Annotated in this window: 23 protein-coding genes; 17 read left to right on the forward strand and 6 right to left on the reverse strand. The window is 33.4% G+C overall.

The window, feature by feature from the left end; all coding sequences use genetic code 11:
* Window positions 1-1,155 carry a hypothetical protein gene (locus tag ACZ43I_RS05335; RefSeq protein WP_344703306.1) on the reverse strand — a complete coding sequence of 385 codons (1,155 nt, stop codon included), beginning with the start codon at window positions 1,153-1,155 and terminating at the stop codon, window positions 1-3.
* Between the two features lie 382 nt (window positions 1,156-1,537).
* On the opposite strand from ACZ43I_RS05335, the gene ACZ43I_RS05340 reads away from it, so the two are divergent.
* Window positions 1,538-2,323, forward strand: a complete 786-nt coding sequence (locus ACZ43I_RS05340) for an SDR family oxidoreductase (RefSeq protein ID WP_344703307.1) — start codon at window positions 1,538-1,540, stop codon at window positions 2,321-2,323.
* A gap of 80 nt (window positions 2,324-2,403) precedes the next feature.
* On the opposite strand, the gene ACZ43I_RS05345 is transcribed toward ACZ43I_RS05340, so the two are convergent.
* Both ACZ43I_RS05345 and ACZ43I_RS05350 read right to left on the reverse strand, forming a co-directional pair.
* Complete coding sequence (locus ACZ43I_RS05345; protein ID WP_344703308.1) at window positions 2,404-2,901, reverse strand: DUF1648 domain-containing protein; 498 nt, start codon at window positions 2,899-2,901, stop codon at window positions 2,404-2,406.
* A 40-nt stretch (window positions 2,902-2,941) separates the two neighbouring features.
* Window positions 2,942-3,271, reverse strand: a complete 330-nt coding sequence (locus ACZ43I_RS05350) for a DNA-binding protein (RefSeq protein WP_344703310.1) — start codon at window positions 3,269-3,271, stop codon at window positions 2,942-2,944.
* A gap of 594 nt (window positions 3,272-3,865) precedes the next feature.
* Here ACZ43I_RS05350 and ACZ43I_RS05355 point away from each other — a divergent pair.
* From ACZ43I_RS05355 to ACZ43I_RS05385, 7 genes are all read left to right on the forward strand, one after another.
* Complete coding sequence (locus ACZ43I_RS05355; RefSeq protein ID WP_344703311.1) at window positions 3,866-5,116, forward strand: amidohydrolase family protein; 1,251 nt, start codon at window positions 3,866-3,868, stop codon at window positions 5,114-5,116.
* 134 nt (window positions 5,117-5,250) lie between these two features.
* Window positions 5,251-5,712 carry a nuclear transport factor 2 family protein gene (locus tag ACZ43I_RS05360; RefSeq protein ID WP_344703312.1) on the forward strand — a complete coding sequence of 154 codons (462 nt, stop codon included), beginning with the start codon at window positions 5,251-5,253 and terminating at the stop codon, window positions 5,710-5,712.
* 466 nt (window positions 5,713-6,178) lie between these two features.
* Entirely contained in the window at window positions 6,179-7,045 is an 867-nt protein-coding gene (locus ACZ43I_RS05365) for a DNA-processing protein DprA (RefSeq protein WP_344703313.1), read from the forward strand.
* 27 nt (window positions 7,046-7,072) lie between these two features.
* Entirely contained in the window at window positions 7,073-7,882 is an 810-nt protein-coding gene (locus ACZ43I_RS05370; RefSeq protein ID WP_344703314.1) for a hypothetical protein, read from the forward strand.
* An 11-nt stretch (window positions 7,883-7,893) separates the two neighbouring features.
* A protein-coding gene (locus tag ACZ43I_RS05375) for an IS3 family transposase (RefSeq protein WP_344703116.1) occupies window positions 7,894-9,029 on the forward strand; the annotation gives its coding sequence in 2 pieces (ribosomal slippage) (window positions 7,894-8,140 and window positions 8,140-9,029; 1,137 coding nt in all).
* A 1,322-nt stretch (window positions 9,030-10,351) separates the two neighbouring features.
* Entirely contained in the window at window positions 10,352-10,966 is a 615-nt protein-coding gene (locus ACZ43I_RS05380) for a sugar transferase (protein WP_344703149.1), read from the forward strand.
* Window positions 10,967-10,980: 14 nt separating this feature from the next.
* Window positions 10,981-11,577, forward strand: a complete 597-nt coding sequence (locus ACZ43I_RS05385; RefSeq protein ID WP_344703147.1) for a YveK family protein — start codon at window positions 10,981-10,983, stop codon at window positions 11,575-11,577.
* A gap of 171 nt (window positions 11,578-11,748) precedes the next feature.
* Here the strand turns inward: ACZ43I_RS05385 and ACZ43I_RS05390 are convergent, their stop codons facing one another.
* The gene (locus tag ACZ43I_RS05390; protein ID WP_380710055.1) at window positions 11,749-12,708 is read right to left on the reverse strand and encodes an IS30 family transposase; all 960 of its coding nucleotides are present in this window, start codon (window positions 12,706-12,708) and stop codon (window positions 11,749-11,751) included.
* Between the two features lie 247 nt (window positions 12,709-12,955).
* Here ACZ43I_RS05390 and ACZ43I_RS05395 point away from each other — a divergent pair, with 247 nt between their 5' ends.
* From ACZ43I_RS05395 to murJ, 7 genes are read left to right on the forward strand one after another with little or no spacing between them, the layout of a single operon-like run.
* Window positions 12,956-13,834 (forward strand): O-antigen ligase family protein, encoded by an 879-nt coding sequence (locus ACZ43I_RS05395; protein ID WP_464761749.1) that lies wholly within the window; start codon window positions 12,956-12,958, stop codon window positions 13,832-13,834.
* Between the two features lie 6 nt (window positions 13,835-13,840).
* A complete protein-coding gene (locus ACZ43I_RS05400) occupies window positions 13,841-14,938 on the forward strand; it encodes a glycosyltransferase family 4 protein (RefSeq protein WP_186088628.1) in 1,098 nt (365 codons plus the stop codon).
* 12 nt (window positions 14,939-14,950) lie between these two features.
* Window positions 14,951-15,640, forward strand: a complete 690-nt coding sequence (locus tag ACZ43I_RS05405) for a LicD family protein (RefSeq protein WP_344702033.1) — start codon at window positions 14,951-14,953, stop codon at window positions 15,638-15,640.
* Between the two features lie 54 nt (window positions 15,641-15,694).
* Window positions 15,695-17,128, forward strand: coding sequence for a lipopolysaccharide biosynthesis protein (locus tag ACZ43I_RS05410; protein WP_188349281.1), 1,434 nt, complete (start codon window positions 15,695-15,697; stop codon window positions 17,126-17,128).
* A gap of 14 nt (window positions 17,129-17,142) precedes the next feature.
* Window positions 17,143-17,712, forward strand: a complete 570-nt coding sequence (locus ACZ43I_RS05415; protein ID WP_344702039.1) for a nucleoside/nucleotide kinase family protein — start codon at window positions 17,143-17,145, stop codon at window positions 17,710-17,712.
* Between the two features lie 10 nt (window positions 17,713-17,722).
* Window positions 17,723-18,427, forward strand: a complete 705-nt coding sequence (locus ACZ43I_RS05420; protein WP_344702041.1) for a P-loop NTPase family protein — start codon at window positions 17,723-17,725, stop codon at window positions 18,425-18,427.
* A 9-nt stretch (window positions 18,428-18,436) separates the two neighbouring features.
* Window positions 18,437-19,945 (forward strand): murein biosynthesis integral membrane protein MurJ, encoded by a 1,509-nt coding sequence (gene murJ / locus ACZ43I_RS05425; protein ID WP_344702043.1) that lies wholly within the window; start codon window positions 18,437-18,439, stop codon window positions 19,943-19,945.
* Here the strand turns inward: murJ and araD are convergent.
* A complete protein-coding gene (gene araD, locus ACZ43I_RS05430; RefSeq protein WP_188349277.1) occupies window positions 19,935-20,645 on the reverse strand; it encodes an L-ribulose-5-phosphate 4-epimerase AraD in 711 nt (236 codons plus the stop codon). The genes murJ and araD overlap by 11 nt on opposite strands.
* A gap of 64 nt (window positions 20,646-20,709) precedes the next feature.
* Here araD and tagD point away from each other — a divergent pair, with 64 nt between their 5' ends.
* Together tagD and ACZ43I_RS05440 are read left to right on the forward strand one after the other, a co-directional pair.
* Window positions 20,710-21,105, forward strand: a complete 396-nt coding sequence (gene tagD, locus ACZ43I_RS05435) for a glycerol-3-phosphate cytidylyltransferase (protein ID WP_344702045.1) — start codon at window positions 20,710-20,712, stop codon at window positions 21,103-21,105.
* A gap of 12 nt (window positions 21,106-21,117) precedes the next feature.
* Window positions 21,118-22,056, forward strand: coding sequence for an NAD-dependent epimerase/dehydratase family protein (locus ACZ43I_RS05440; protein WP_344702047.1), 939 nt, complete (start codon window positions 21,118-21,120; stop codon window positions 22,054-22,056).
* Between the two features lie 458 nt (window positions 22,057-22,514).
* Here the strand turns inward: ACZ43I_RS05440 and ACZ43I_RS05445 are convergent, their stop codons facing one another.
* A complete protein-coding gene (locus ACZ43I_RS05445; protein WP_461046331.1) occupies window positions 22,515-23,426 on the reverse strand; it encodes an alpha/beta hydrolase in 912 nt (303 codons plus the stop codon).
* Between the last annotated feature and the right edge of the window lie 20 nt (window positions 23,427-23,446).

A 23,446-nucleotide genomic window follows, 5' to 3' on the forward strand; every position in this document is an offset into this window, starting at 1 on the left:
TCAATCATCCTCTGACTTATCATGAGTTTGTTTTGTGCCTGCATGCTCTTCGGTCTGTTCTTCTTTTGTAGTTTCTTCATTTTCTTCTTCTATTTGCTTATACCGGTACATTTGTCTGTAGGAATACGTCACATTCTGAATCGTTCCTTCATCTTCGACAGTGGAGCCCAAGGCACCTGCCAGAACTCCTGCAGAGGCAGAAAACCATACGAGATTTAAATAATCCATCCATTCCACATCAGGCTCAATCTTAGTCCAGGTTTCAAAAAGTCCCATCGGAACAAATACGACAACTGATATTACAAGCAGCAGAAAGACGACCAGGTAGTTTACGATTGTAATAAACAACAAGGTGGCCAATGTGGTGAAGTTGTATAGATAACGATATGACCGCTGGTTTTTACTGGAAACCAATTCCCATAGATCATGAGCGTATATCAACCATCCAACCACACCAAAGATCGCGATGAACGTCAGCAACACGAACCGCCACAAGGAATAATCCAGACTCAATTCCCAAGGTATCGAAAAGATGGAGATGTATGTACCTGTGGCAAATGATAATGCAACGATAGTCTTAAGGTTGCTTAAAGCCGTCCATGGCTCGTTCGTTAAAGTCATGCCTGCAACAAGTTTACTCCATCCGGCTACCGTCGATTTCCGTATGTACCGCTTATTGCTCACCTCATCTTCAGAAGTCGACACTTCAGTGATCTGATTGATGAAGCTCAAGCGTATGCCCTCAGGGGTTTCAGATAAATCTTTGCGGTGTAGCCATGTAATGTGATGCATTAGTAGATTCTGCAGTTTTTTCTTAACCCTAATGGCGCCAAGTGACGGCACTGAAAGCAGTGATATCGTCTGGTCATAATTCACTTCTGAAACGACGATCTTATTACTGGATATACTGGGGAGGTCACTGATTGCGATTGCCAAGTCCCATTGGTTATCCTCTCGGATGGCTTCCGCTTTTTCGAATGTCTGATTGATGAACTCGGCGGAGGCAGCTAACGGATTGGTCTGATAATCAAATTGCCAATCCACTTTGTCATCAATATGTTTACTGGATAGTTCGCTCAAATCTTTCAGCATCCCTTTTATTAACTCTTCAGGAAGACCGGGAGCTGTGATGAGACCCACGACAACTTTTTCCACCAGCTCACTCCTTTCATCAAGACTTGATATTATAGCTGAAAACAAGCGGTTGTTAAGGGTATCGCTTATATTCATCTTAAACTGGCATTATCTATTTTCAACTATTTTACTGCAGTAGAACTTAAGGATAGTCCTTTAGAACAAATCCACTGATAAGTATGCACCATTGAAATGCGGGGAGGTCGAAAATAAGAAATGTTGAAGAAAGATATTTGTATGCATATATCCATTATACCCATGCAGCTGAAAAATAATTAAAGGCGTCCATAATTATAGGGATAAACCCATTGTGTGACCTGTGCGAGGGGAGTGGTGCAAGCGTTTATGAAGGCGCCGACAGGGAAAATTAAAACTATTAATAGGAAACTAGGAGGCAATTAGGATGGCTAAGACAATCTTGATTACAGGTGCAGGATCAGGTTTAGGAAAGGGTACAGCGCTTGGCCTTGCGCGCGAAGGGCACACGGTCATTGCCGCTGTTGAAAAAGAGGAACAGGTTGAAGGGTTGCGTGAAGTAGGAAAAGAAGCGGGTGTAGATCTTGAAGTCTTCAAAATGGATATCACAGACGCATATGATCGCGAAGCCATGAAAAAATATGATTATGATATCTTCGTAGCCAATGCGGCAATCAATGAAGGGGGACCGATATGGGAGATGCCGATGGAGAACATCAGACGATTATACGAAATCAATGTATTTGGTACCCTTGAAACCGCTCGTATCGCAGCCGAACATTTTGTAGAGAAGCGGCAGGGTAAAATCATTTTCGTATCGTCCAAAGCGGAAAAGATGAGCTCTGCCTATAAAGGACTCTATTCATCCTCCAAGCATGCCATCGGTGCCATAGCGAAAGCGCTGAAGCAGGAGATGGAAGCGTTCAATGTCCAGGTCGCCACCATCAATCCCGGCAGATTCGGCACCGGCTTCAACGACCGTGCAGTCGCAGCAAACTGGAAATGGTATGATGAAGAGAAGCATCACACTTCAAAAGATAAGCTGGAAGCAAGCGGAGATAGTCTGAATCACCAGATGGATCCACAGCTGATGATCGATAAGATGGTGGAAGTCATTCCTAAAGACCATCATAAATTCAGGGTCGTCTACCCGGAAGACACGGCAGAAGATATGCGTAGAGAAGAGCAGAAGGACTGGGAGACTGATATATAGGATAATAGGCTACCAGACGTATAGAGGAGTCGGGAAAAGTTCTCGACTCCTTTACCATTATGATGTCTTTTAACCATCAACTATTTTATTCTGCTACGTTCAACCAATTTCCAAGCTATCGGTCCCAGTATAAGCAAAAGAATCAACGGCATCAGAAGTACGCCGAATGTAGATGAGCCAGTAAGCCCGTGGTTGGTAATTTCGACATATAGAACTGCAAATACAATCAACGTCCCATTTGATGTTAAATTGAGTAATATTCTGCTGTTCAAATAGAACTCCCTGACATTAGAGGCGTCCATACGTTTTGGATAATTATGCATTTCCGGAAACCGCTCCAACGCCTTGAGTCCCGGTATCAAGAGCAGTGGTATGACGATGAGGACAATTATTTCATACTTCGATCCATATCTATCCACCTCACCATCTGCTCCAAAGTGAGCGGGTACTTCTGCAGGTAGGGATGGGAAGGTGATGATTACATAGATTAGGGCTCCGATGAAAATAGTGTAGCCTATGACATTTGCGGTCTTTTCAGTCAAAGTCTTAGGTATGTCGATTTTTGGTCTTTCTTTCATGTTAATTACCTTTCAGCAGATTTAATATAGTAGCCTAGAGTCATTCGTTATCCATTTGATGCCCGTTTGACGATTTATATATTTCGGCTGAAGAGAGCCAATATAAAAATTGTTTATATGGATAATACGTTGTGCCGTTTAATATTATTTTAGGAGCATTTGGATGCTTATCTAATAAGTCATCAATTTCTTCTTTATCTAAACTGAAGTATATTGGCAAATCTTCTTTCTTTATAAAATTGGTGGCGGGATGTTCGCTATCAGGCTTACCCATATTTTTGAGGCCATCCCCAATAAAATATCCCATAAAACCCAATCCGACTGCCAAAATAAGCATACTTACCACTAATCCAGATAATTCTATTTGCATTTCGCTTACTCCCTCTCATTCTATTTTAATTATTTTATTTTGGAATTTTGATCATCACCAAATAAGAAGCCTAATCCAATCGCAAAGGTTATTGTGTTAATGATTCCTAATGAAATGGATAAAACCTTTTTCATGACTTACCCCCTTCTACTAAAGTTTTTCTCAGATGTCATCACTTAAATTGAAAATATAACAAAATGAATATGATATAACCGTACTTTCAATTTCATAATTCCCACTTACATTTTGGACAAGTCTCTTGTTCTTCTTTTGAAAAGTATAGTGTGAGGCAATAGGCCTACTTTGCTAGATATCTAAATGTTTAGATATATTGTTATACTGATAGTGTACCAGATATTTAGAAAGGGGGAGGTAAATTTTGGAGCAAGCTATATTTATTATCGCGCTTTCTTCTTTTTGCCTTGCGGTACTATTGATGGGAGTAAATTGAAACTGTAAGCCGTCTTGCAAGATAAAATAGTATATAAATCAGCCAGAGACTCACAGTGGTATAGTCCAAATGCATCACGCCTGTAACCATGTAAATAATACACAAAACTAGGGCGTCCACATAAACAAAGGGGAGCAGTGTCTATGATTAAAGTAAAGCACGTCAACTGGATCGATCTGGATAAAGGAAGCATTGAAGTCAAGGATGTGACATTCCAATCAGATGAGGAGAGGGAAGTAGATGGTACAGGAAAATATCTGATGCCTGGTCTGGTGGATATGCATACTCACATTACACCAGTCAGTGCGAAGCATTATTTGGCAAGTGGTGTGACCTCAGTAAGAAATACCGGTGGCAACTATGAACTTATCCAGATGATGGATGATATCGCACCGCATGTATACGCGACTTATCGCTTCATCGATGGTGAACCTGGGCTGTGGGGGCCGACTTCCTTTGGCAATGTCTCCACCAATGACATCGATACAGCAATGGAGGCTGTCGAGGAGCTGTATAACCAAGATGCGAAGTTCATCAAAGTGTATGGCCATATCCAGGAAGATGTCTTGGGTGCTGTAGTGAAAAGGGGAGGCACACTTGGACTCGAGGTTGCGGCTGATCTGCTGCATTCCAAGGTCATCGATGCAATGAAGGCAACAGAGTATGGGGTAAAGTGGCTCGAACATGCATCGAGCATCGTCCAACACCTTTTTCCCGGCTATCACAGCCAACTTTCAGACGAAGCGTTTGATACGATTACGAGCAAGCCAATAGATACTGATAGGCTGAATAATTTATTGTCGTACCTTCTTGAACATGAAGTGAAGTTGGTGCCCACATTGACACTGTACCGGCACTTGGCAGAAGGGTGTACATTCAACCCGCCTGAATTGGTGTCATCCAAGCAGATGAAGCTGGTTGAAGCGGATGAGCAATTATCTATAAATACTCAGTTCGAAACCATTGATGCGCAGCTTAGTGAAGCGTTCAAGAAACGCCAAAAATGGGAGTATGAACAAGTGAAGCGGGTTACAGGTAAGTATCTTGAAAGGGGCGGGGAAGTATATATCGGCACCGATGCACCTGCAGGTACGTGGGTGTATCCCGGGCTTAGTATGATTGAAGAGCTGAATGAATTTAAGGACTTTAGCTTGGCTGATTTTGAAATATTGAGGAAGGCGACAATTGAAGCCAAAAAGATTGTAGGGGAAGACGATGGCTACATATTACTCAACCAGAATCCATTGGAAAATTTTGAACATATCCTCGACATCGATGCCATTTTCTTGGCGGGGAAGATATTGATGTATGAGGATATCAAAAACCATCAAGTGGACAGCTATAGCATGATGAAGAAATTTGAAGAAATTGAGGAGATCTACAGGCAACAGTAAACGAAGCAAGCTGCTCCTTTAGAATATGTGTAAACTTAATGGCTAACTTAAAGTTATTACTAACTTTATATTACTTGAATATATAGAAAAATCTGTATATGCTGAAGTAAACAGTTCAGAAATGAGGAGATATAATGAGTAAACTTGTCCCTCCATTCACGCAAGAAACTGCCGTGCAGAAAGTCCGTATGGCCGAAGATAGTTGGAACAGTCGTGACCCGCATAAAGTATCCTTGTCTTACACAGAGGATAGCCGCTGGCGGAACCGCGCCGAATTCCCAACTGGCCGTTCAGAAATCGTAGAGTTTCTCGAAAGAAAATGGGCTAAGGAGCTCGACTATCGATTGATTAAGGAACTTTGGTCATTTACCGAAGACCGCCTTGCAGTACGGTTTGCATATGAGTGGCATGACGATAACGGGAATTGGTTCCGATCATACGGAAATGAGAATTGGGAGTTTTCTTCAGATGGCTTGATGAAGCAACGCTTTGCATCCATCAACGATCTGCCGATCAGCGAATCAGAACGAAAATTTTATTGGCCGCTTGGTAGACGACCCGATGACCATCCTGGATTTACCGAACTTGGCCTATAATTTGTATTTCTTTTGCTGGAATATAAACGTATATTATTCATAATACCCCCAAATGAGTCTCTTTGTTGGAGAACTCACTTTGGGGGTGTTTTATGTGACATTTTAGGTTTCCAGTTTAATTTTCAATCGAAGGTGTAATTAAAATACACCCTAGTCATACATTTAGAACCTAGCAGTGGAGACAACGCCACACTGTCTAATTAGGGTCTACTCTAATCAATCAAAAATTTAAGAGAGAAAACACATCTACAAATTTTATAATCAGAAATTATTTTCTAATTATAAATGAAAAACTTTCTTAAATTATTTTTATATGTTTAAGAAAGTTTATGTTGATCTATTAAGAAGGGTTTAGATTTAAGATTATTTAATAAAAAACATTTGTCGAATTTTTTTGGTATGATAAAGGCTTAGGAAGAAAAAGTTATATTTTATAATAAAATGTCATAGGTATAAAGGATGGAATATGAATATTAAAAAGATTTTTTTTATACTCTACGATTTAGGTTTCTCTTTGTGGACACTTAGTATGTTACATAAAGAAGCGAGTGAAGCTCAATTAAACGAATTATTAAAAGGAGAATATTTGGAGTTGCAATTTTCTTTGGGGATTTTCTCAAATAAAGAAATTGAACTAATCACTTCAAAGAATCTCAAAGAAAGTACCATGCATATCGAGGAAAAACTGCAAGAGTTTGCAAAAGAAAACATAAAATACATTTATTTTTATGAGAACAGTTATCCGAGTAAGTTAAAGTCTATCCCACATCCCCCGTTTTTTCTCTTTTATAAAGGACAACTTGAATTACTTGAAGATTATTACTCATGCTCGATAGTTGGTACTAGGAAACCCACGGAGAATACTCTGAATGAAATAGAACTGACAGTTACAGAAATGGTGAAATCTAAAATTATCATAGTAAGTGGACTAGCTTTGGGAACAGACATACAAGCTCACAAAACTACTTTAGATAATGAGGGTATAGCAGTGGCAGTACTTCCAAGTCCTATTAACGAAGTAACCCCTAAAAGTCACCAGCACTTCGCTCAAAAAATAATTAATACAGGTGGTTTATTAATAAGTGAATATTATAAGAATGATTTTAAGAAAACCAATTATATTAATAGAAATAGAATAGTATCAGGTTTAAGTAATGCAGTTATAATAGCTGAGTGTTCAGAAAAAAGTGGAACAATGCACACTGCTCGATTTGCTTACAAACAAAAAAAGCCAATCTTCTGTTTTAACAATAATTCTACAGGAGTAAGGAAAATACTTTCTAGCGATAGTGCAAAAATTTATACCGGAATTCATAATTTACCTATAGAATAATAAAAGTTTATAAAGGGGTTAATTCTTTTGTCTAAAATTATAGTACTTACAAGGTTAACAGTTTTTGATGAAGATTTTATTATGTATGCTGAAATAAATGAATTCTTAAGCCAATTAAATAATGAAGGCCATACAATTGTAATGTTGTCCCATAGCTATCATAGTTTAGAAAGAATGAAATCCATATTTAAAGAGAAATTCAACTTCGAAATTACCTGTTTATTTAGAAATGATTTCAAGACTACTGTAGATAAAGATGATGCAAAGAACATCATTTTCATAGGTAGCAGTGATGAAGACCTTTATTTAACAGCGCCGAAAAAAGTTTTGATTATTAACCCTGGATGGAGTGTTAAAAAAGGTGGCTTACCAGCTAAATATAGTATTACACTTGAAAGCCCATTACAACTTTTAGAAGCAATTAAGATCATTGCTAATCAAAATAAATGGTATTTTGAATTAGATATAGATGAAAATACTAAATTACTTGCATTAACCTCCGCAAACACCTATAACAAAGACACTACAGAAGTTGAAATTCTTGAAGGTTTTCAAAGATTGTTAAAATCTGGAGATAGGAAATACTTTAACACATTGTATTTTCATTTAATTTCAGGTGTTATGAAAAACGACTTACTTAGAGAAGTCGGACTTTGGGGGAATTTTCCTTCTTCAACAGGCAAAATGAATGAAGAAATAGAGGAATTAAAAGAACGTTGTCGCTATTTAACGGGTCTAAAAATGAAGGAACCTTTATTTATTAGACATACTACTGGATCGTCTACACTTGATTGGACAACTCCTATGAGGGAGGCTATTGTTAAATCAAAAAAGTAGGCGATTTTTTTATGACAAGAACAAGAAGAACCTTTACCCCAGAGTTTAAACTACAGATCGTGCGATTATTTGAAAATGGTAAACCAAAGTCCGAAATTGTACGGGAATATGATCTAACCCCTTCATCATTGGATAAGTGGGTCAAAAATCATCAGGCGACAGGCTCTTTCAATCATTTAGATAACTTATCAGATGAGGAAAGAGAAATGAGAATGCTTCGGAAAGAAAACCAGCAACTTAAGATGGAAAATGACATTTTAAAGCAAGCAGCGCTGATCATGGGACGAAAATAGATGTCATTCGTGAGAATGCCAAGAAATATTCAGTATCAGCAATGTGTAAAGTCCTAAAAATCCCAAGAAGCACCTATTATTATGAGCTGAGCAAACAGACTGTTGATGATTCAGACGATATCATCAGTCATAAAGTAGTTGAAATATTTAATATGAATCGTCAGTGTTTTGGAACCCGTAGAATTAAATATGAGTTAAACAAACTTGGACTCAAAGTCTCTCGAAGACGTATCGGTCGTATTATGAAATCAGAAAGATTGGTATCGTCTTATACTTCATTGAAATATAGAACTTATCCATCACCATCAAATGAGCGGAATATCATGAATAATCTCGGTAGAAATTTCATTAGAAAGGCACCAATGGAGGTGCTCGTCAGTGATTTGACCTATGTAAAAGTATCTGGAAAGTGGCATTACATATGTGTATTTATTGATCTATTTAATCGTGAGATTGTCGGACATAGTACAGGTCCGAAAAAAGATAGCCATCTCGTGTCAGCAGCGCTGAGTGCCATTAAGCATGATTTAAGACAAGTTCAAATGTTCCATACAGACCGTGGAAAAGAGTTTGATAATTATCTGATTGATGACGTGCTTGATACATTTGGCATACAAAGATCACTGAGTATGAAAGGCTGTCCTTATGACAATGCTGTTGCTGAAACGACATTTAAAGCGATGAAAACTGAATTCATCAGACAATATAATTTTAAATCTCTACAACAGTTGAAAATTGAACTATTTGATTATGTAAATTGGTATAACAATATTAGACCACATGGTGCGCTAGGTTATATGACACCGAAGGAGTATAAGAAAGAACTCTATATAAACTGTCTAGAATACTGTTGACATACCATTGTATAATATCCCACATAACAAACCTCCATTAATAATTTATTATTAATTCTAATACTCAATAAAGTACAAAAAAATTAGTGTATAAAAATCGACCGTTATATTAACTTATTAAAAATTTTACGGAAACTATACGTATAGATAATATGTGTCAATAGATAATGCTACAGAAACGGAAAAAATAAGAGTGACTTTTCATGAGTTAGCACATTACCATCTTCATGGCGTAGATACCTATTCTTCCATTCATATTAAGGAGATGGAAGCAGAAATGATAGCGCATGTCGTATCGTCTTACTATTCGCTCGATTATGTAAATCAGTGGATCAATCATTTACTAGAAGCGAACCCCGAAAAGTTATAAAAAGCATTTGGAAACATAAAAAAAACGAGTGAACAATTAATTCACGGTGTTGATGTTCAAATAGAATATATTAGTCAAAATGAGTTACAGAGTGCACGCATTGAAGCATTTAATTCCAAACACGTTCATGAGAATACTTATTTAAATCAAGAGGTTCAAGAATAAATAGAAAATCCCACACAAAAATATGTTACTATGTTAGGAATCAAAGAAGAAGTCAGTAAGTTTTCTAGTACATTATAAACGTTTAGCGAGAAGTATAGTGAAGAAAATGTGAATGATTATGTATTCATTCATCACAACGCAGGAACGTACTCGATTAAAACGCGAGACGCATTTGAAGCATAATACTACCATAACCCCTTTTTAAAAGAAGACCAAACGTTATTAAACACAACACAAGTGGGGACACTTGTTACCAAATATAAAGAAAAAGTCAGTTACGACGCCACCGTGACATGGAATATGAATAAAGAAGACAAACAATAAGAAACGACGAGGATAGAAGTCATTATTTTATCCTCTTTTTTATTTGAATGGAAAGAGAATGATATCATGACAACAGTAATTATCGCAAAAAAATCTTCACAAGCAAAAGTTTATTTTAAATAACGAGTAGTATCTTTTCTTGTAAGTGAACATTTTTAAAAATTAAAAATAATTAACTAGGATACAGAGAGAGTATTCTCAAAAATATCAAACAGCTGTAAACTTAATAAATTAATATTAGGCTCTATTAAAGTATGCTTTATATAACTTTAAAGTTTTTTTAATTTTTTCTTATCAAAAATTTTAAATTCCTCATTAAATAAAGGCAGTTGATAATAATCATTTTCTGCTTTATTTAAATTTTTGTCTAATAAGCATTTTATTAGTTGAAAGAATTTAAAAGTTGACAGTTAACACCGAAGATGGCATATTAAGTAAAGTTAAAAAATATGTAGGGAAGGCAATGAAATTGAAATATTTACAAATTAAATCGGCACTAGATATTATTTTTAGTGTAATACTTATTGTACTAATGACTCCTGTTTTTTTAATTATCGGGATATTTATTTTTCTAGATAGTGGTTGGCCTATTTTCTTTAAACAAAAAAGGGTGGGTAAAAATGGAAAAATATTTAATATGTGGAAATTTAGGAGTATGCCCTTAACTCACAATAATCACCCCAATGTAAATAGAGAGTGGACTAATGGAATACCAGATGATTTTATATATGAAACAAGTAGTCCTAAAGGAATAACAAAATTAAGTTATTTTTTAAGAAAAACGAGTTTAGATGAACTTCCACAATTAATTAATGTTATAAAAGGAGATATGAGTTTTATTGGACCAAGACCAGAAGTGCCAGAATTTACTCGGTATTATAACCAAAATCAAAACAACAGACTAAAGGTAAAACCAGGTTTATCAGGGCTTGCTCAAATTAACGGACGATCATCTATTACACATGGCGAGAAAATAAAGTGGGATAATACATATGTAGAGAATGTATCTTTTACATTAGATTTTAAAATTTTATTTAAAACATTTTGGAAAGTGGTAATGCGTAAAGATAGTTATTAAGGAGAGTGACTAAAATGGAAAAAGAAATTCAACTAAAAGATATTCTGAGATCTCTTAAAAAAGGATGGCTATACTTAATTTTTATTCCACTACTATTTGGAGCGATTGGTTTTCTTTTCAGTAAGTATTATATTACCCCAATATATTCATCTAAAGCCGAATTATTAGTAAACACTGTTCAACAAGATAGTGAAAATCCATTAGATGTAGATACAAATTTAAGATTAATTACAACATATGAGGGGATTATTAAAAGCTCAAAAGTTCTAGAAACGGCTAGTGAAAATAGTGAAAATGAGTACAAGGAAAGTCAATTAAGAAAAGGGTTAAAAGTAATCACCCATTCTAATAGTCAAATCATTGGATTGGTTATGGAATCTGATTCTCATAAAAAAGCTGTTGAAATGGTCAACTTATATGCAGAAACTGCAAAAGAAGAAATTCCTAAAGTAATGGGGATAGATAATATAAAAATAATGACAGAAGCACGAGTGTCTAAAAACGCTAAACCAATCTCACCGAATATCTTATTTAACACGGCCGTAGCTTATCTAATTGGGTTAGTTTTAGTTGTTCTTGTTAGAATATCATTAATCTATAAAAATTTATAAAAAAATTATAAGAGGTGAAGGTCTTGTTGAAAACAAATAATACAAAACAAAAATATATGAACACATTTTTGTTTTTAATTACTTTGGCTAGTTCAATAGTTTTTATAGAACCTTCACCTTATGACTTATTAATTATTTTATTATTACTAATTTCTTTAATTTTTTCGTTTGTCAAAATAAGCTAGACAGTTCCTTTTCACCCATGTAACTCAAAAAGACTTCCAATGGTGTCCGGTAGTTCAATGATTTTCTCGGTATGTGGTTTCTTCTTGAAGCGACAGACGAGACAAATATCTGATCGACCGTGTTGAAATCCATGTCTTTGGGCAGTCCATCCTTTCTGAGCAGGCCATTGGAATGTTCATTCAATCCCCGTTGAGACGGTGTCCCTGGGTCGGCAAAGTAGATGGACAGATCGTTCTGGTTGCTCATCGATTGCCAGTTGGAGAATTCCTTACCACAGTCGAAAGTGATGGACTTGAACAGGTTTCTGGGCATCTCTTGACACCACGTATTGATGGCAGACTCGATTGCCTGTGCCGTCCGGCCTTCAGGCTTCAAGGTGATAATGACCTTAGACAGGCGTTCAACCAGCGTGATGACGGCACTCTTGTGGCGGACACCGACGATGGTATCTCCCTCGAGATGGCCGAATTCTTCATTGAACGCCGGGTAGTCAGTTGTTCTTTCAGAGATGTTTCGCCTGAAGGCCTGTCTGCCCCGGCGTTCCTGATGGCCATTTGGTTTTCGCTTGCCTTGCATCGGCAGTGTGGCTACATCAAAGGTTTTTCGTTTGAACATTCGATACAGTGTACGGCCCGAGCAGTCAATTGGCATCTCCTGCCGACCGACAATCACATCCGGTGTCCAGCCTTGCGCCACCTGCTTTTCAACATGTTTCTGCTGATCGGTCGGTAGAACAATCCGTTTTCTACCACACCGGCTTTTGTTTTCCTTATAGCGCCGATAATACTCCAGCGCAGTGTGCCCGTCCTTGAGATATGCGATGACATTATGGACCGTCTGACGGGCACGCCCAATCCGTTTCGCAATCTGTGAAGTCGGGGTCTCTTGATGGAAATAGGCTTCTATGATTACTAGCTCGTCCGTGGTAATATGGGTGTAGGTCATGCGTGATCACTCCTATGATTTTCTTTGGTCGGAAAACTCATTTTGAGTGTATCACGCGTGACCCTTTTTAGGTGTCTAGCTTAATTTTACAATCGGCGTTTTTAGAACATATCGATATTATGATTCTCATTTTTTACCTATTTTTTTGATGGTTTCTTATATAATCACGAATTTAATTTCTTTATTTTTTATAAAAGACATTTCTACTGCCTTTCTGTTTTTTTCGATTACAATGTACTGCATAGTTATGTGGTTAGGGTATGTAGGAATTTTATCGTATTTAGATATCAGGAGTTTACTTACAATATTTAACGCATACACACTTACAGCAGTAGTTGTTTCTGTTATAGGAATTGTTGCTTATTTTTCTAAAATTGAATCATTAGATTTTTTATTATATGGGTCTGCACGTATAAAAAGTTTTTTTAAGGATCCAAATGTTTTTGGTCCTTTTTTAATTCCCCCTGCAGGATATGTCCTTTGGCGCAGTTCGAAAAAAAATATAACCATATTTAAAACTATAATATTAATATTAACTTATATTATATTAACGACTGGCGTATTGCTCAGCTTTTCAAGAGCTGCATGGGGAAATTATGTTATTGTAATGACTTTTTTTATTTTATTTGTTAATAGTAAATACATAAACAAATTAAAATTAATTATAATCTTGATTGCTATTTTAGTCCCTTTTCTGAATTATTTAATAAATAATACAGAAGCTGGAGAACTATTTAATCGTAGAACTTCTCTTCAAACATACGACGAAGATCGTTTTAGCGAACAACAAAAAGCAATAGATTACTTAGAATTATATCCTCTAGGCTTTGGTCCTGGGCAGTCAGAAGAGTTTTTAAAACAATCCACACACAGTTTATATATCAGAGTATTTACTGAAAATGGGTTTATTGGTGGTCTTATCATTATATTATTTTTAATTACCACGCTCCTACGGAGTCTTGTAATAAGTAGACAAGCACCAGAAAAATATAGAGAATTTTATAAATTAGTAACGATATGTATTATTGGGATAATTTTTAATAGTTTTTTTGTAGACACTCTGCATTGGAGGCATTTATGGTTTCTCTTAGCGATTCCATGGATGAATATTAAAAATAAAGGATGAAATCATATGAAAATTATTCAATTCATTACCCATATGAATGAACGTGGTGGTGCGCAAAATCATGTGTTAGAACTATCTAAGGCAATGCATCAAGAGGGCCATGAAGTGATTGTTATGAGTTCTGGTAATTCTGAAATTGTTACTCAACTTGAAAAAGAAGGGATTCAGTATGTACCGATTTCTTCTTTAATAACCCCCATTAATATAATTAAAGACATTTCTTCTTTGTATAAAATAAGAAAAAAAATTAGAGTGTTAGCTCCTGATTTGGTTGCAATACATTCTTCAAAAGCAGGTATTTTAGGAAGAATAGCTGCTTATTCTTTAAATATTCCAACGGTATTCACTGCACATAGTTGGTCATTCTCTCCATTTAACAATTTTTTTAAAAGAAAATTGTTTTTATTCCTTGAGAAATATATTGCTAAAATAACTAATGGGATTATCACTGTCTCATACAATGATTATCTAATTGGATTAAAACATAATATAATAAATAAAAAAGCGACACGAGTCATCCACAATGGTATAGAAGATGTGAGATTTTGCAGGAACGACGACGTAAGAGATACATTACATTTGATTATGGTTTCACGATTTGCTCACCCTAAAGATCATCACCTATTACTAACAGCTTTAAAGAACATAGAGATTGATAATTGGGAATTAACGTTAGTAGGAGACGGACCAAATTTGAATGTTATTAAAGACTATGCCAAACAGTTGGATTTAGATAAAAAAATCATATTTACAGGAGAAAAAAATAATGTGATTCCATATTTAGAAAAATCTGATGTTTTGTTATTAATTAGTAAATCTGAAGGATTGCCGATTAGTATTATAGAAGGTATGAGAGCAAAACTTCCAATAATCGCTTCAGATGTGGGAGGAATCAAAGAGTTGATAGAAAATAAAAAACAAGGGTTACTTGTAAACAATAATGTAGAAGAAATTTCAAATGCGCTTAAAATGTTACTTAATGATAACAAATTATTAAAAAAATATGGTGATTCATCTTATGAAAAATACTTAGAACATTTTACTTTTGATAAGATGTATAAAAAAACAATTAATTTTTATACACATGTTTTAAATAAAAAATAGGAGAGTAAGTACGTGGAAAATTTTATAAAAGATGTTTTTTATCGATTAGGGGTTTATAGATATGCAAAAAAACTATTATTAAAGCCATATCTGTTAATGCAATCGACTGCTTTTAAACGTAATGCAAAGCCTGCTTTAGAAAAAATGACAACCACTTTAACAGAAAATAATTATACATATTGGTTAGAATTTGGTACTTTATTGGGTGCTATTAGAGAAAATAAAATTTTATCACATGATGCAGATATTGATTTAGCCATGCCTAGAGAGGTATATGACGATTACATTGAAAACAAGATAATTAATGCAGGATTTAAAAAAATAAAAGAAGCACGCTTATTAGATAATACTTTAATAGAAGTAACTTTTAAATATAAAACTGCTCAGGTAGATATATTTCTTGCATATAAGAAAAACGATAAAATAATATTTTATGACTACATGACTACAAAAGACTTGAGTCCCAACGAATGCATTAAAAAATATGGTGGTTTGATTGTTTATGAAAATGTAGTAAATAATTTCGAATTAGATAAACATTTGATGTACGAGAAAAAATTACCAATTCCAGCAAACTATCACGAACATTTAATTGAATTATATGGATTGGATTATATATACCCAAATAAAAATTGGAGTGGCGCAGATAGAGAAATAAGAAAAAAAGTTGATTTTTACGCAAAAGTTTATTACGAAAGTTAGTGAGATAATTGAATAATACTTTGGCCGAAAAAAACGTTTCTAGGAATCATGTGGATGACTATTGGAAAATTCGCACAATTTATTCTACAATTTATATCTTTATTTCTTTTGGTCCGTTTATTGAAACCGGAAGATTTCGGAATTGTCTCAGCAGCAGGAGTTGTAATATCATTAGCAAAACTTTTTTCTTTAATAGGAGTTGGCCCTGTACTAATACAACGTCCTCATATAACTAAATCTCATATAAAAACAGGGTTTACTATTACTCTGATTTTTAGTGTGGCATGTGCTTCTATTATATTTTTCATGTCTGATTTTATAGCAGATTTATTGAATATAAAAGAAACGAGTTTAGTACTAAAATTAATTACTATCATTTTTATAGCTAAGGGTTTCTCTACAATTTCAGAATCTTTGATTCAAAGAGATATGAATTTCAAAATTATTATAAAAATCGATATTATCACATTTATTTTATATTCAAGTTCAGCTATTTTACTTGCTCTATTACATTTTAATTATTGGGCATTGGTGTTGGCATTAATAATTCAAAATGTTTTAAAAGCTATATTATTATATATATATAAACCATATCCTTTAAAATTTCAAATTAATAAAAAAGAATTTAAAGAATTTATTTTTTTTGGGGGTGGATTTACAATTAGCAAGACTGCTAACCAATTAGCTAAGGAATTAGATAAACTTGTTGTAAGTCGATCATTTGGAGCATATACTTTAGGTCAATATGATAGAGCATATCAATTGTTAGTCGCTCCTGCCAATTTGTTTACTAAGATTATAGATGCAGTATTATTTCCAGCTATTTCTAAAATGCAAACTCAGAAAGAAAAAATAGCATACATATATGAAATGAACTTATCATTAATATCCTTTTTGACTATTCCTAGCAGCATACTTATGTATTATTTAGCAGAAGAAATTGTGTATGCTATATATGGGAGTAATTGGATATCTATCGTACCTATTTTTAAAATATTAATTATAGGGTTAATGTTTAGAACGAGTTATAGAATTAGTGATTCTTATATACAAGCACTGGGTTTAGTTTACCAATATTCTGTGATAAAAATAATTTACGCTTTTTTAATATTAGTAGGAGCTTGGTATGGGAAAAATTGGGGAATAGAAGGTGTTAGTATTGGCGTATTATTGGGAATCTTAATTAATTATTTGTTAATGACTATATTAACTATAAAAAATTTAAAAATTTCAATTAAAAAATTAATACTGGCACATAAACCAGTATTTTATGCCATATTAATGGCTTTTTTATCAATAATTATTATGGAAAAAATTACTAGTTTTTTAAATTTGTTATTTATGATAGAGATTTTGTTCACATTTGGTATATATATAATATTTCTATTATTGCTATATTTATTTAACTCAGAGAAATTTTATGGTGAACATTTTTTATGGATTAAAAACCAGATGATGATTCCTTTAAGAAATTTTATAAATAAATAAGAGAGGTATTTATTTTGAAAGAAATTAAAATAGCTTTTATCGGTGTAGATGGCACTGGAAAGTCAACGATCGCAAATATATTAAAAAATAAGTTGGATGAAAAAATTGAAATACAGCATATGGGCGCAAATAAGTCTGCTGAAACAAAATTTAGAAAATATATTGTGCAGAAAAAAAAGGACAACGTATTTTTCAAAATTTTAAGTGGAGTGTCACTCTATTATGATCGATGGTACCGTGTTATAAAAAATGAGAGGAAAAAAGGAGTAATTATTTATGATAGACATCCATTATATAATCCTATAGACGCTAGAAAATTTAAAAGGATTTTAGATAAGGTTATATATTCTTTAATGCCTATGCCACACTTAATTTATTATTTTTATTGTGATGTTAATACTTCTATCCAAAGAAAACCTTCAGAGTTTGAAAGTGAATACTCAATAATAGAACTTAAAAGAAAGAAAAAGATTTTTGATTATAAATATTTAAAAAATAAAAATATAAAAAAAATAAATACAGATCAATTAGGCGAACAGCAAATTATACAAATGATTACTAATGACTTAAAAAATAAAGGTTAAGGGAATAGAAATGAAAGTAATTGAATTTACTGGGAATCCAGGTTCTGGAAAAACAGCGTTATATAAAGCATTATATACATCAATGAAAAAAAATAACTTTTGCGTAGATTCAGATGATATCACTAAAATTTTAGGGTTTAAAAGAAAGAATAAAATAATAAAATATTTGATGTTAATAATTTATATCTTTAAAGAACCTAATCATGCAAAACCCTTTATTCATATTTTTATTGCGCAAAAAAAATATTCATGGCATAATTTTCGTTTTTTAATAAATGCTATGGAACATTTTTATATAGGTTTATTAATTAAAAATGAATATGAGAAAGTCGATTATATAATCTACGATTCAGGTATATTACATAAATTATGGTCTTCTACTAAATACGGTGAGTTGATAGATAGGGCTTATTTCGATAGTCTAGTGAATGAAATATCTATGCATTTGACAATTATAAATATTGAAGTAAAAGTGGGTAAAAGAATATCAATAGAAAGGATGCAAAAGCGTTTGAACAAAACTAGTATTTTCGATCATCTATCTTCGAATGATATGTTAAATGCTTTAACGTCAAATGAGAAACAACTAGAAAAAATGCAAAATGCTATTAATAAAAATAAGAATATTTTAAAAGTTAAACTAAATGGATTAAATTCTATAAATTACAATACCAATATAATTTTAAATGAAATTAATTATAAAACGTTAGGTTAAGGATCTTTAATGAAATTTAAAAAAATCACAATTAGTTTCTTGGTGGTATTTACACTGACAATACTAGCAAAACTTATGGCTTTTCTATCTGAGTTAGTTATAAGTTATTACTTAGGGACTTCTTATAAAGCAGATGCATTCAACACTTTGAATGGAGTTCACTTAATTTTATATCCCATGCTTAGCCTAGGAATATGGGCAGTTTTTTTGCCCGTATACAAAAAAATAAGTGTTACTATTAATGTGAAAGAAGCAGATATTCTAGCCAATAAAATCCTCAATTTATTTATTTTAATATCATTAGTATTTTCCGTAGTTCTATTTTTTTTCGCAGATATTATTGTGGGTATGGTAGCTCCTGGATTTAATCATGAAACTAAATTATTAACTACAGATTTGCTACAAATCGTGTCTATTCAATATGTTTTTATTATTATTGCTTCTATTTATTCAGCAATGTTAGAAGCTCATAAAAAATTTTTCGCGAGTAAAATCAGAGAAATTGTATCATATCTTCCACTATTTATACTTGGATTTTTTTATTACGATGAATATGGAGTAAAGGTTTTTGCCTATGCATTAGTATTTGGCAGTATTTTAAGATTTTTGATCGTATTGCCATTCTTAAATTGGGGATATAAATTTAGAATAGATTTAGATTTAAAAAATAAAAATGTTATTGAAATTTTTAAAAATTTTCCAGCAGCGATTACTAATGCTGCAGTCATACAACTGAATACTTTAGTTGACCGAATGTTATCTTCAACTTTAGAAATTGGAGCAGTATCTAGTTTAAGCTATGGACAAAGATTAGTAAATGTCTTCAATGGAATAGTATCTACAGCTATTGCTACGGTATGGTATCCAACCGCAACTGAGTTAGTAGCAAAAAATGAAAAAAGAGAACTTAAAAATCACTTAATAAAAATTATATATTTAATATCTGCTGTGATGATTCCAGTAACTTTTATTTCTGTTTTCTACAGTGCAGATATAGTGAGTACCATTTTTGAACGCGGTGCGTTTGAACAAAAATCTGTTACTTTAACTTCTTTAGCCTTTACTGGATATATCCTAGGGTTATGTTTTTATAGTTATAAAGAAATAATAGATGTCGTTTTTTACTCGAATGGTGATACAAAAATGGTAATGAAAATCAGTATAGTTACTGTTTTATCTAATATAATATTAAATTTAATTCTCATAAACATACTTGGTGTTTTTGGGTTATCTTTGGCGACTTCTTTAGCTTCGATGATTGGATTTATATATTCTTTTTTTAAAATAAAAAAATATGTAAATATACATGCGAGAGAAATCACAAGTGAATTAATTAAAATAATCGTTGCTTCTTTAATTTCTAGTACTATTGCTTATATTATTTATAAATATTTTATGTTTGCGTTGCTGTTAAAACTTTTAAGTAGTGTATTCATTACAATAATATTTTATAGTCTCTTTTTAATTATTTTTAAAGCTAAAACTATAAGAATAATTATTGGTTACATCAAATATTAGAATTATTATTTTGTCCATAAGTTGCACGTGCTCCATTTTTTCTGAGAAAATGTTTATCTAACAAAGTTTGATTAATGGCCTCAAAATTATTAGAGAGTAATTTTGCATTAAATGTCATTTTTGCTACTTCTTCCAAAGCAATAGCATTTTCAAGTGAATCTAAGGCAGATTTTCCCCAAGTAAATGGACCGTGTTGATTAACAAGGACACCCGGTATATCTTGAGGCATTATATTCAAATCTGAAAATATTTCGTAAATAACTCTTCCTGTGTTTCTTTCATAGTTATAAAGAATTTCATTATCTGATAATTTTCTTGTGATTGGAATACTGCCATAAAAATGATCTGCATGAGTTGTTCCGAGTGGAGGAATACTTATTCCAGATTGTGCGAAAGAAGTTGCATACGATGAATGTGTATGTGTAATGCCCTTAATGGTAGGAAATTTATTATACAAATAAAGATGAGTCTCCAAATCGGAAGATGGATTTAAATCGCCATCGATAATTTGTCCATCTAAATTTACGATTACAATATGTTCAGGTTTTAATTGTGAATAGGGGATACCGCTAGGTTTAATGCCAATGACATTTAAATCTTTATCTATCTCACTCACATTTCCCCAAGTTAAAGTAACTAATTGGTTCGTTTCTAGCAATTTATTCGCATCGCTTACATTTTTTTTAAGTTGAAAAAACATAATAATCACTCCTAATAACAATATATCAAATTACAGTGTTATTAGAAATAGAAAGGAAACAATAATGAAAATTATCATCACATATGGTACGTATGATCTACTTCACAAAGGACATTTAAATCTGTTAAGAAGAGCAAAAGAGTTAGGAGATTATTTAATTGTAGGTTTATCCACAGATGAATTTAATAAAGTAAAAAATAAAAAAGCTTATTATAACTATTCACAAAGAAATCAATTATTAGAAGCGTTGCGTTTTGTTGACGAAGTCATTCCAGAAGTATCAGATAAAGAGCAAAAGTTAAATGATATTAAAAAATATAATGTACATACATTTGTAATGGGAGACGATTGGAGGGGTGCGTATGATTATTTAAAAGAGTTTTGCGACGTAAAATATCTTCCAAGAACACCTAATATTTCGACTACACGTATTAAAAAAGATTTAAAAAAATTCAAATAATAGGAGATAGAAATGAAGGTTTTAATTACTGGAGGAGCCGGATTTATCGGTTCTCATTTGACTAAAAAATTATCAGGAATAGGAAATAAAGTATATGTGTTAGACAATTTATCAACTGGAAAATTATCTAATATATCTTTTTTACCTAAAGAACAAATTTTTATTGAAAATTTTGAGGATAAACAATTTGTAGAACAACTTATAAAAACATATGATTTTGATTATGTCATTCATTTAGCTGCAGTAGTGAGCGTTGTAGAGACTGTTGACAACCCTTTAAAATCTCATGAAGTCAACGTAAATGCGACTATAAATCTTTTAGAATCTATACGTTTGTATAGCAATAATATAAAAAAAATAATTTTTGCTTCGTCAGCAGCTGTATATGGAAGAAACGATCAATTGCCAAAATCTCTTGAATCTAAAATAGATATTCGTTCTCCATATGCGATTCAAAAATTCACTTCAGAGCAGTACATGAAATTATATCATGATTTATATAATCTTCCTACTGTATCATTACGCTTTTTTAATGTGTATGGACCGTTACAAAATCCTTATTCTGATTATTCAGGAGTATTGTCAATTTTAAAGAGAAGTTTTATTAATAAAACTGAATTTAAAATATTTGGAGATGGTCATCAAACTAGAGATTTTATTTATATTGACGATTTAATACGAGGAATCTTAATTGTATTAGATAATGAAGAAACAACAGGAAAAATATATAATTTAGGTACAGGGACTTCTATGTCTCTTAATGAAATGTATCTTATATTTAAAAATAAATTTGGTTATGATATTCCTCTTAATTACGTATCACCCCGGAGAGGAGATGTCAAACATTCTGTAGCAGATATTAAACGGATCAAAGAGTTGGGGTTCAAACCTTATCGATCTAGAATAGAAAATTTACACAAATATATATTATTCGATGAAGATAATAAATAGTATTAAAACACAAAAAGAAATGTTTATATTCTCCCTTTAATGTTGATTTTACCACTCAATTTAAAGGGAGTTTTTATATAAAAATGATAAACATAAGTTTGAATTTTAAAATTTACAATGAAGTAACAACTAAATTATGCGACATTTTAAAGTTCATAAAACGACCGTTTTTTGGAAAGTTTATCTAAATCAAATTTAGTTTTATATAACGGGAATATTCTCTTTAGAAACTTGTTTAAATATCAGTTTTCATTTACTTAAAATTTACGTGAGTTTTTGTACTAGAAGAAAATATACTTTGTTTGGATAAATATAAAGTCTGTATCTAACCTAAAGTAGAGGGGGAGATACAGACTTTTTTTAAGGCGTGAAAGTAACAACATTTATATTCTCAAGAAATTACGATGATTAACGTATTGTTATTAATGTGTCTCGGTAAAGTTAGGATGGATCGTGCATTATTCTTCAATAGCTGTCTTGATGCTCGAAGCTATCAGCTGCCAAGCCTCTTGAGCCTTTTCTTTTGGGCCGATATGCGTGAACGCATGGATGCAGTTTATGAAGAGGTGATCTTCGACACTTACTCCAACTGCTTTTAATTTGGCAGCATACATTTCCGCTTCTGGTCTGAACGCATCATGCTCTGCAATTATGATAAGTGCAGGAGCCAACTGGCTGTTTATATCGGCATAGACGGGGGAGGCCAGGGGGTGTTTGGCATCTTCCTTTTTAGGCACATAGCACAGATTCAAAAAGTGAGCGACTTGTGGGAAGCGTGCGCGCCACTTGTTGGGCTCGGGTTTTTCTGAGAATGGTGTGGCAAAATCAAGCATTGGAGAAGAGAGGACTTGGAGGAGGGGTTGTTTTTCGCCAATTTCTTCAAGATGGAGGCACAGAGCGGCTGCGATATTACCGCCTGAGCTCTGGCCACCAATCATTATTTTATCGGCATCGACTTTCAAGTCATCTGCACTTTCCTTCATCCACTGTAGTACTTCATAACATTGTTCAATCGCCTTGGGAAAAGGATACTCGGGTGCTTTCACATAGTCGATGTTAAAGACGACACATCCCGTCTGACTTGCCAGGAAGCGGCAATAGGGATCATCCATGTCCTTGTCATTCATGATGAAGGCGCCGCCGTGGAGATTGATGTAGACGGGCCGCTTCTTTTGTTTGTCTCCCAATGGATAGTAGAAGGACACTGGAGTCGGCCCTATGGATGTCTCAACTGTGAAATCCGTTTTGGCTTCTATATGTTGATGATCGACCATGGGTGCTTTAATCGCTTGATCGGGGAGCGCCCGTAATAGTTTCGCGATGATGGTTTTAATGATAACTGACTCACTTCTTTCTCTGCTGTGATGCAACAATGGTTGAGGAATGCTAC

The sequence above is a fragment of the Salinicoccus jeotgali genome (genome assembly GCF_055379195.1).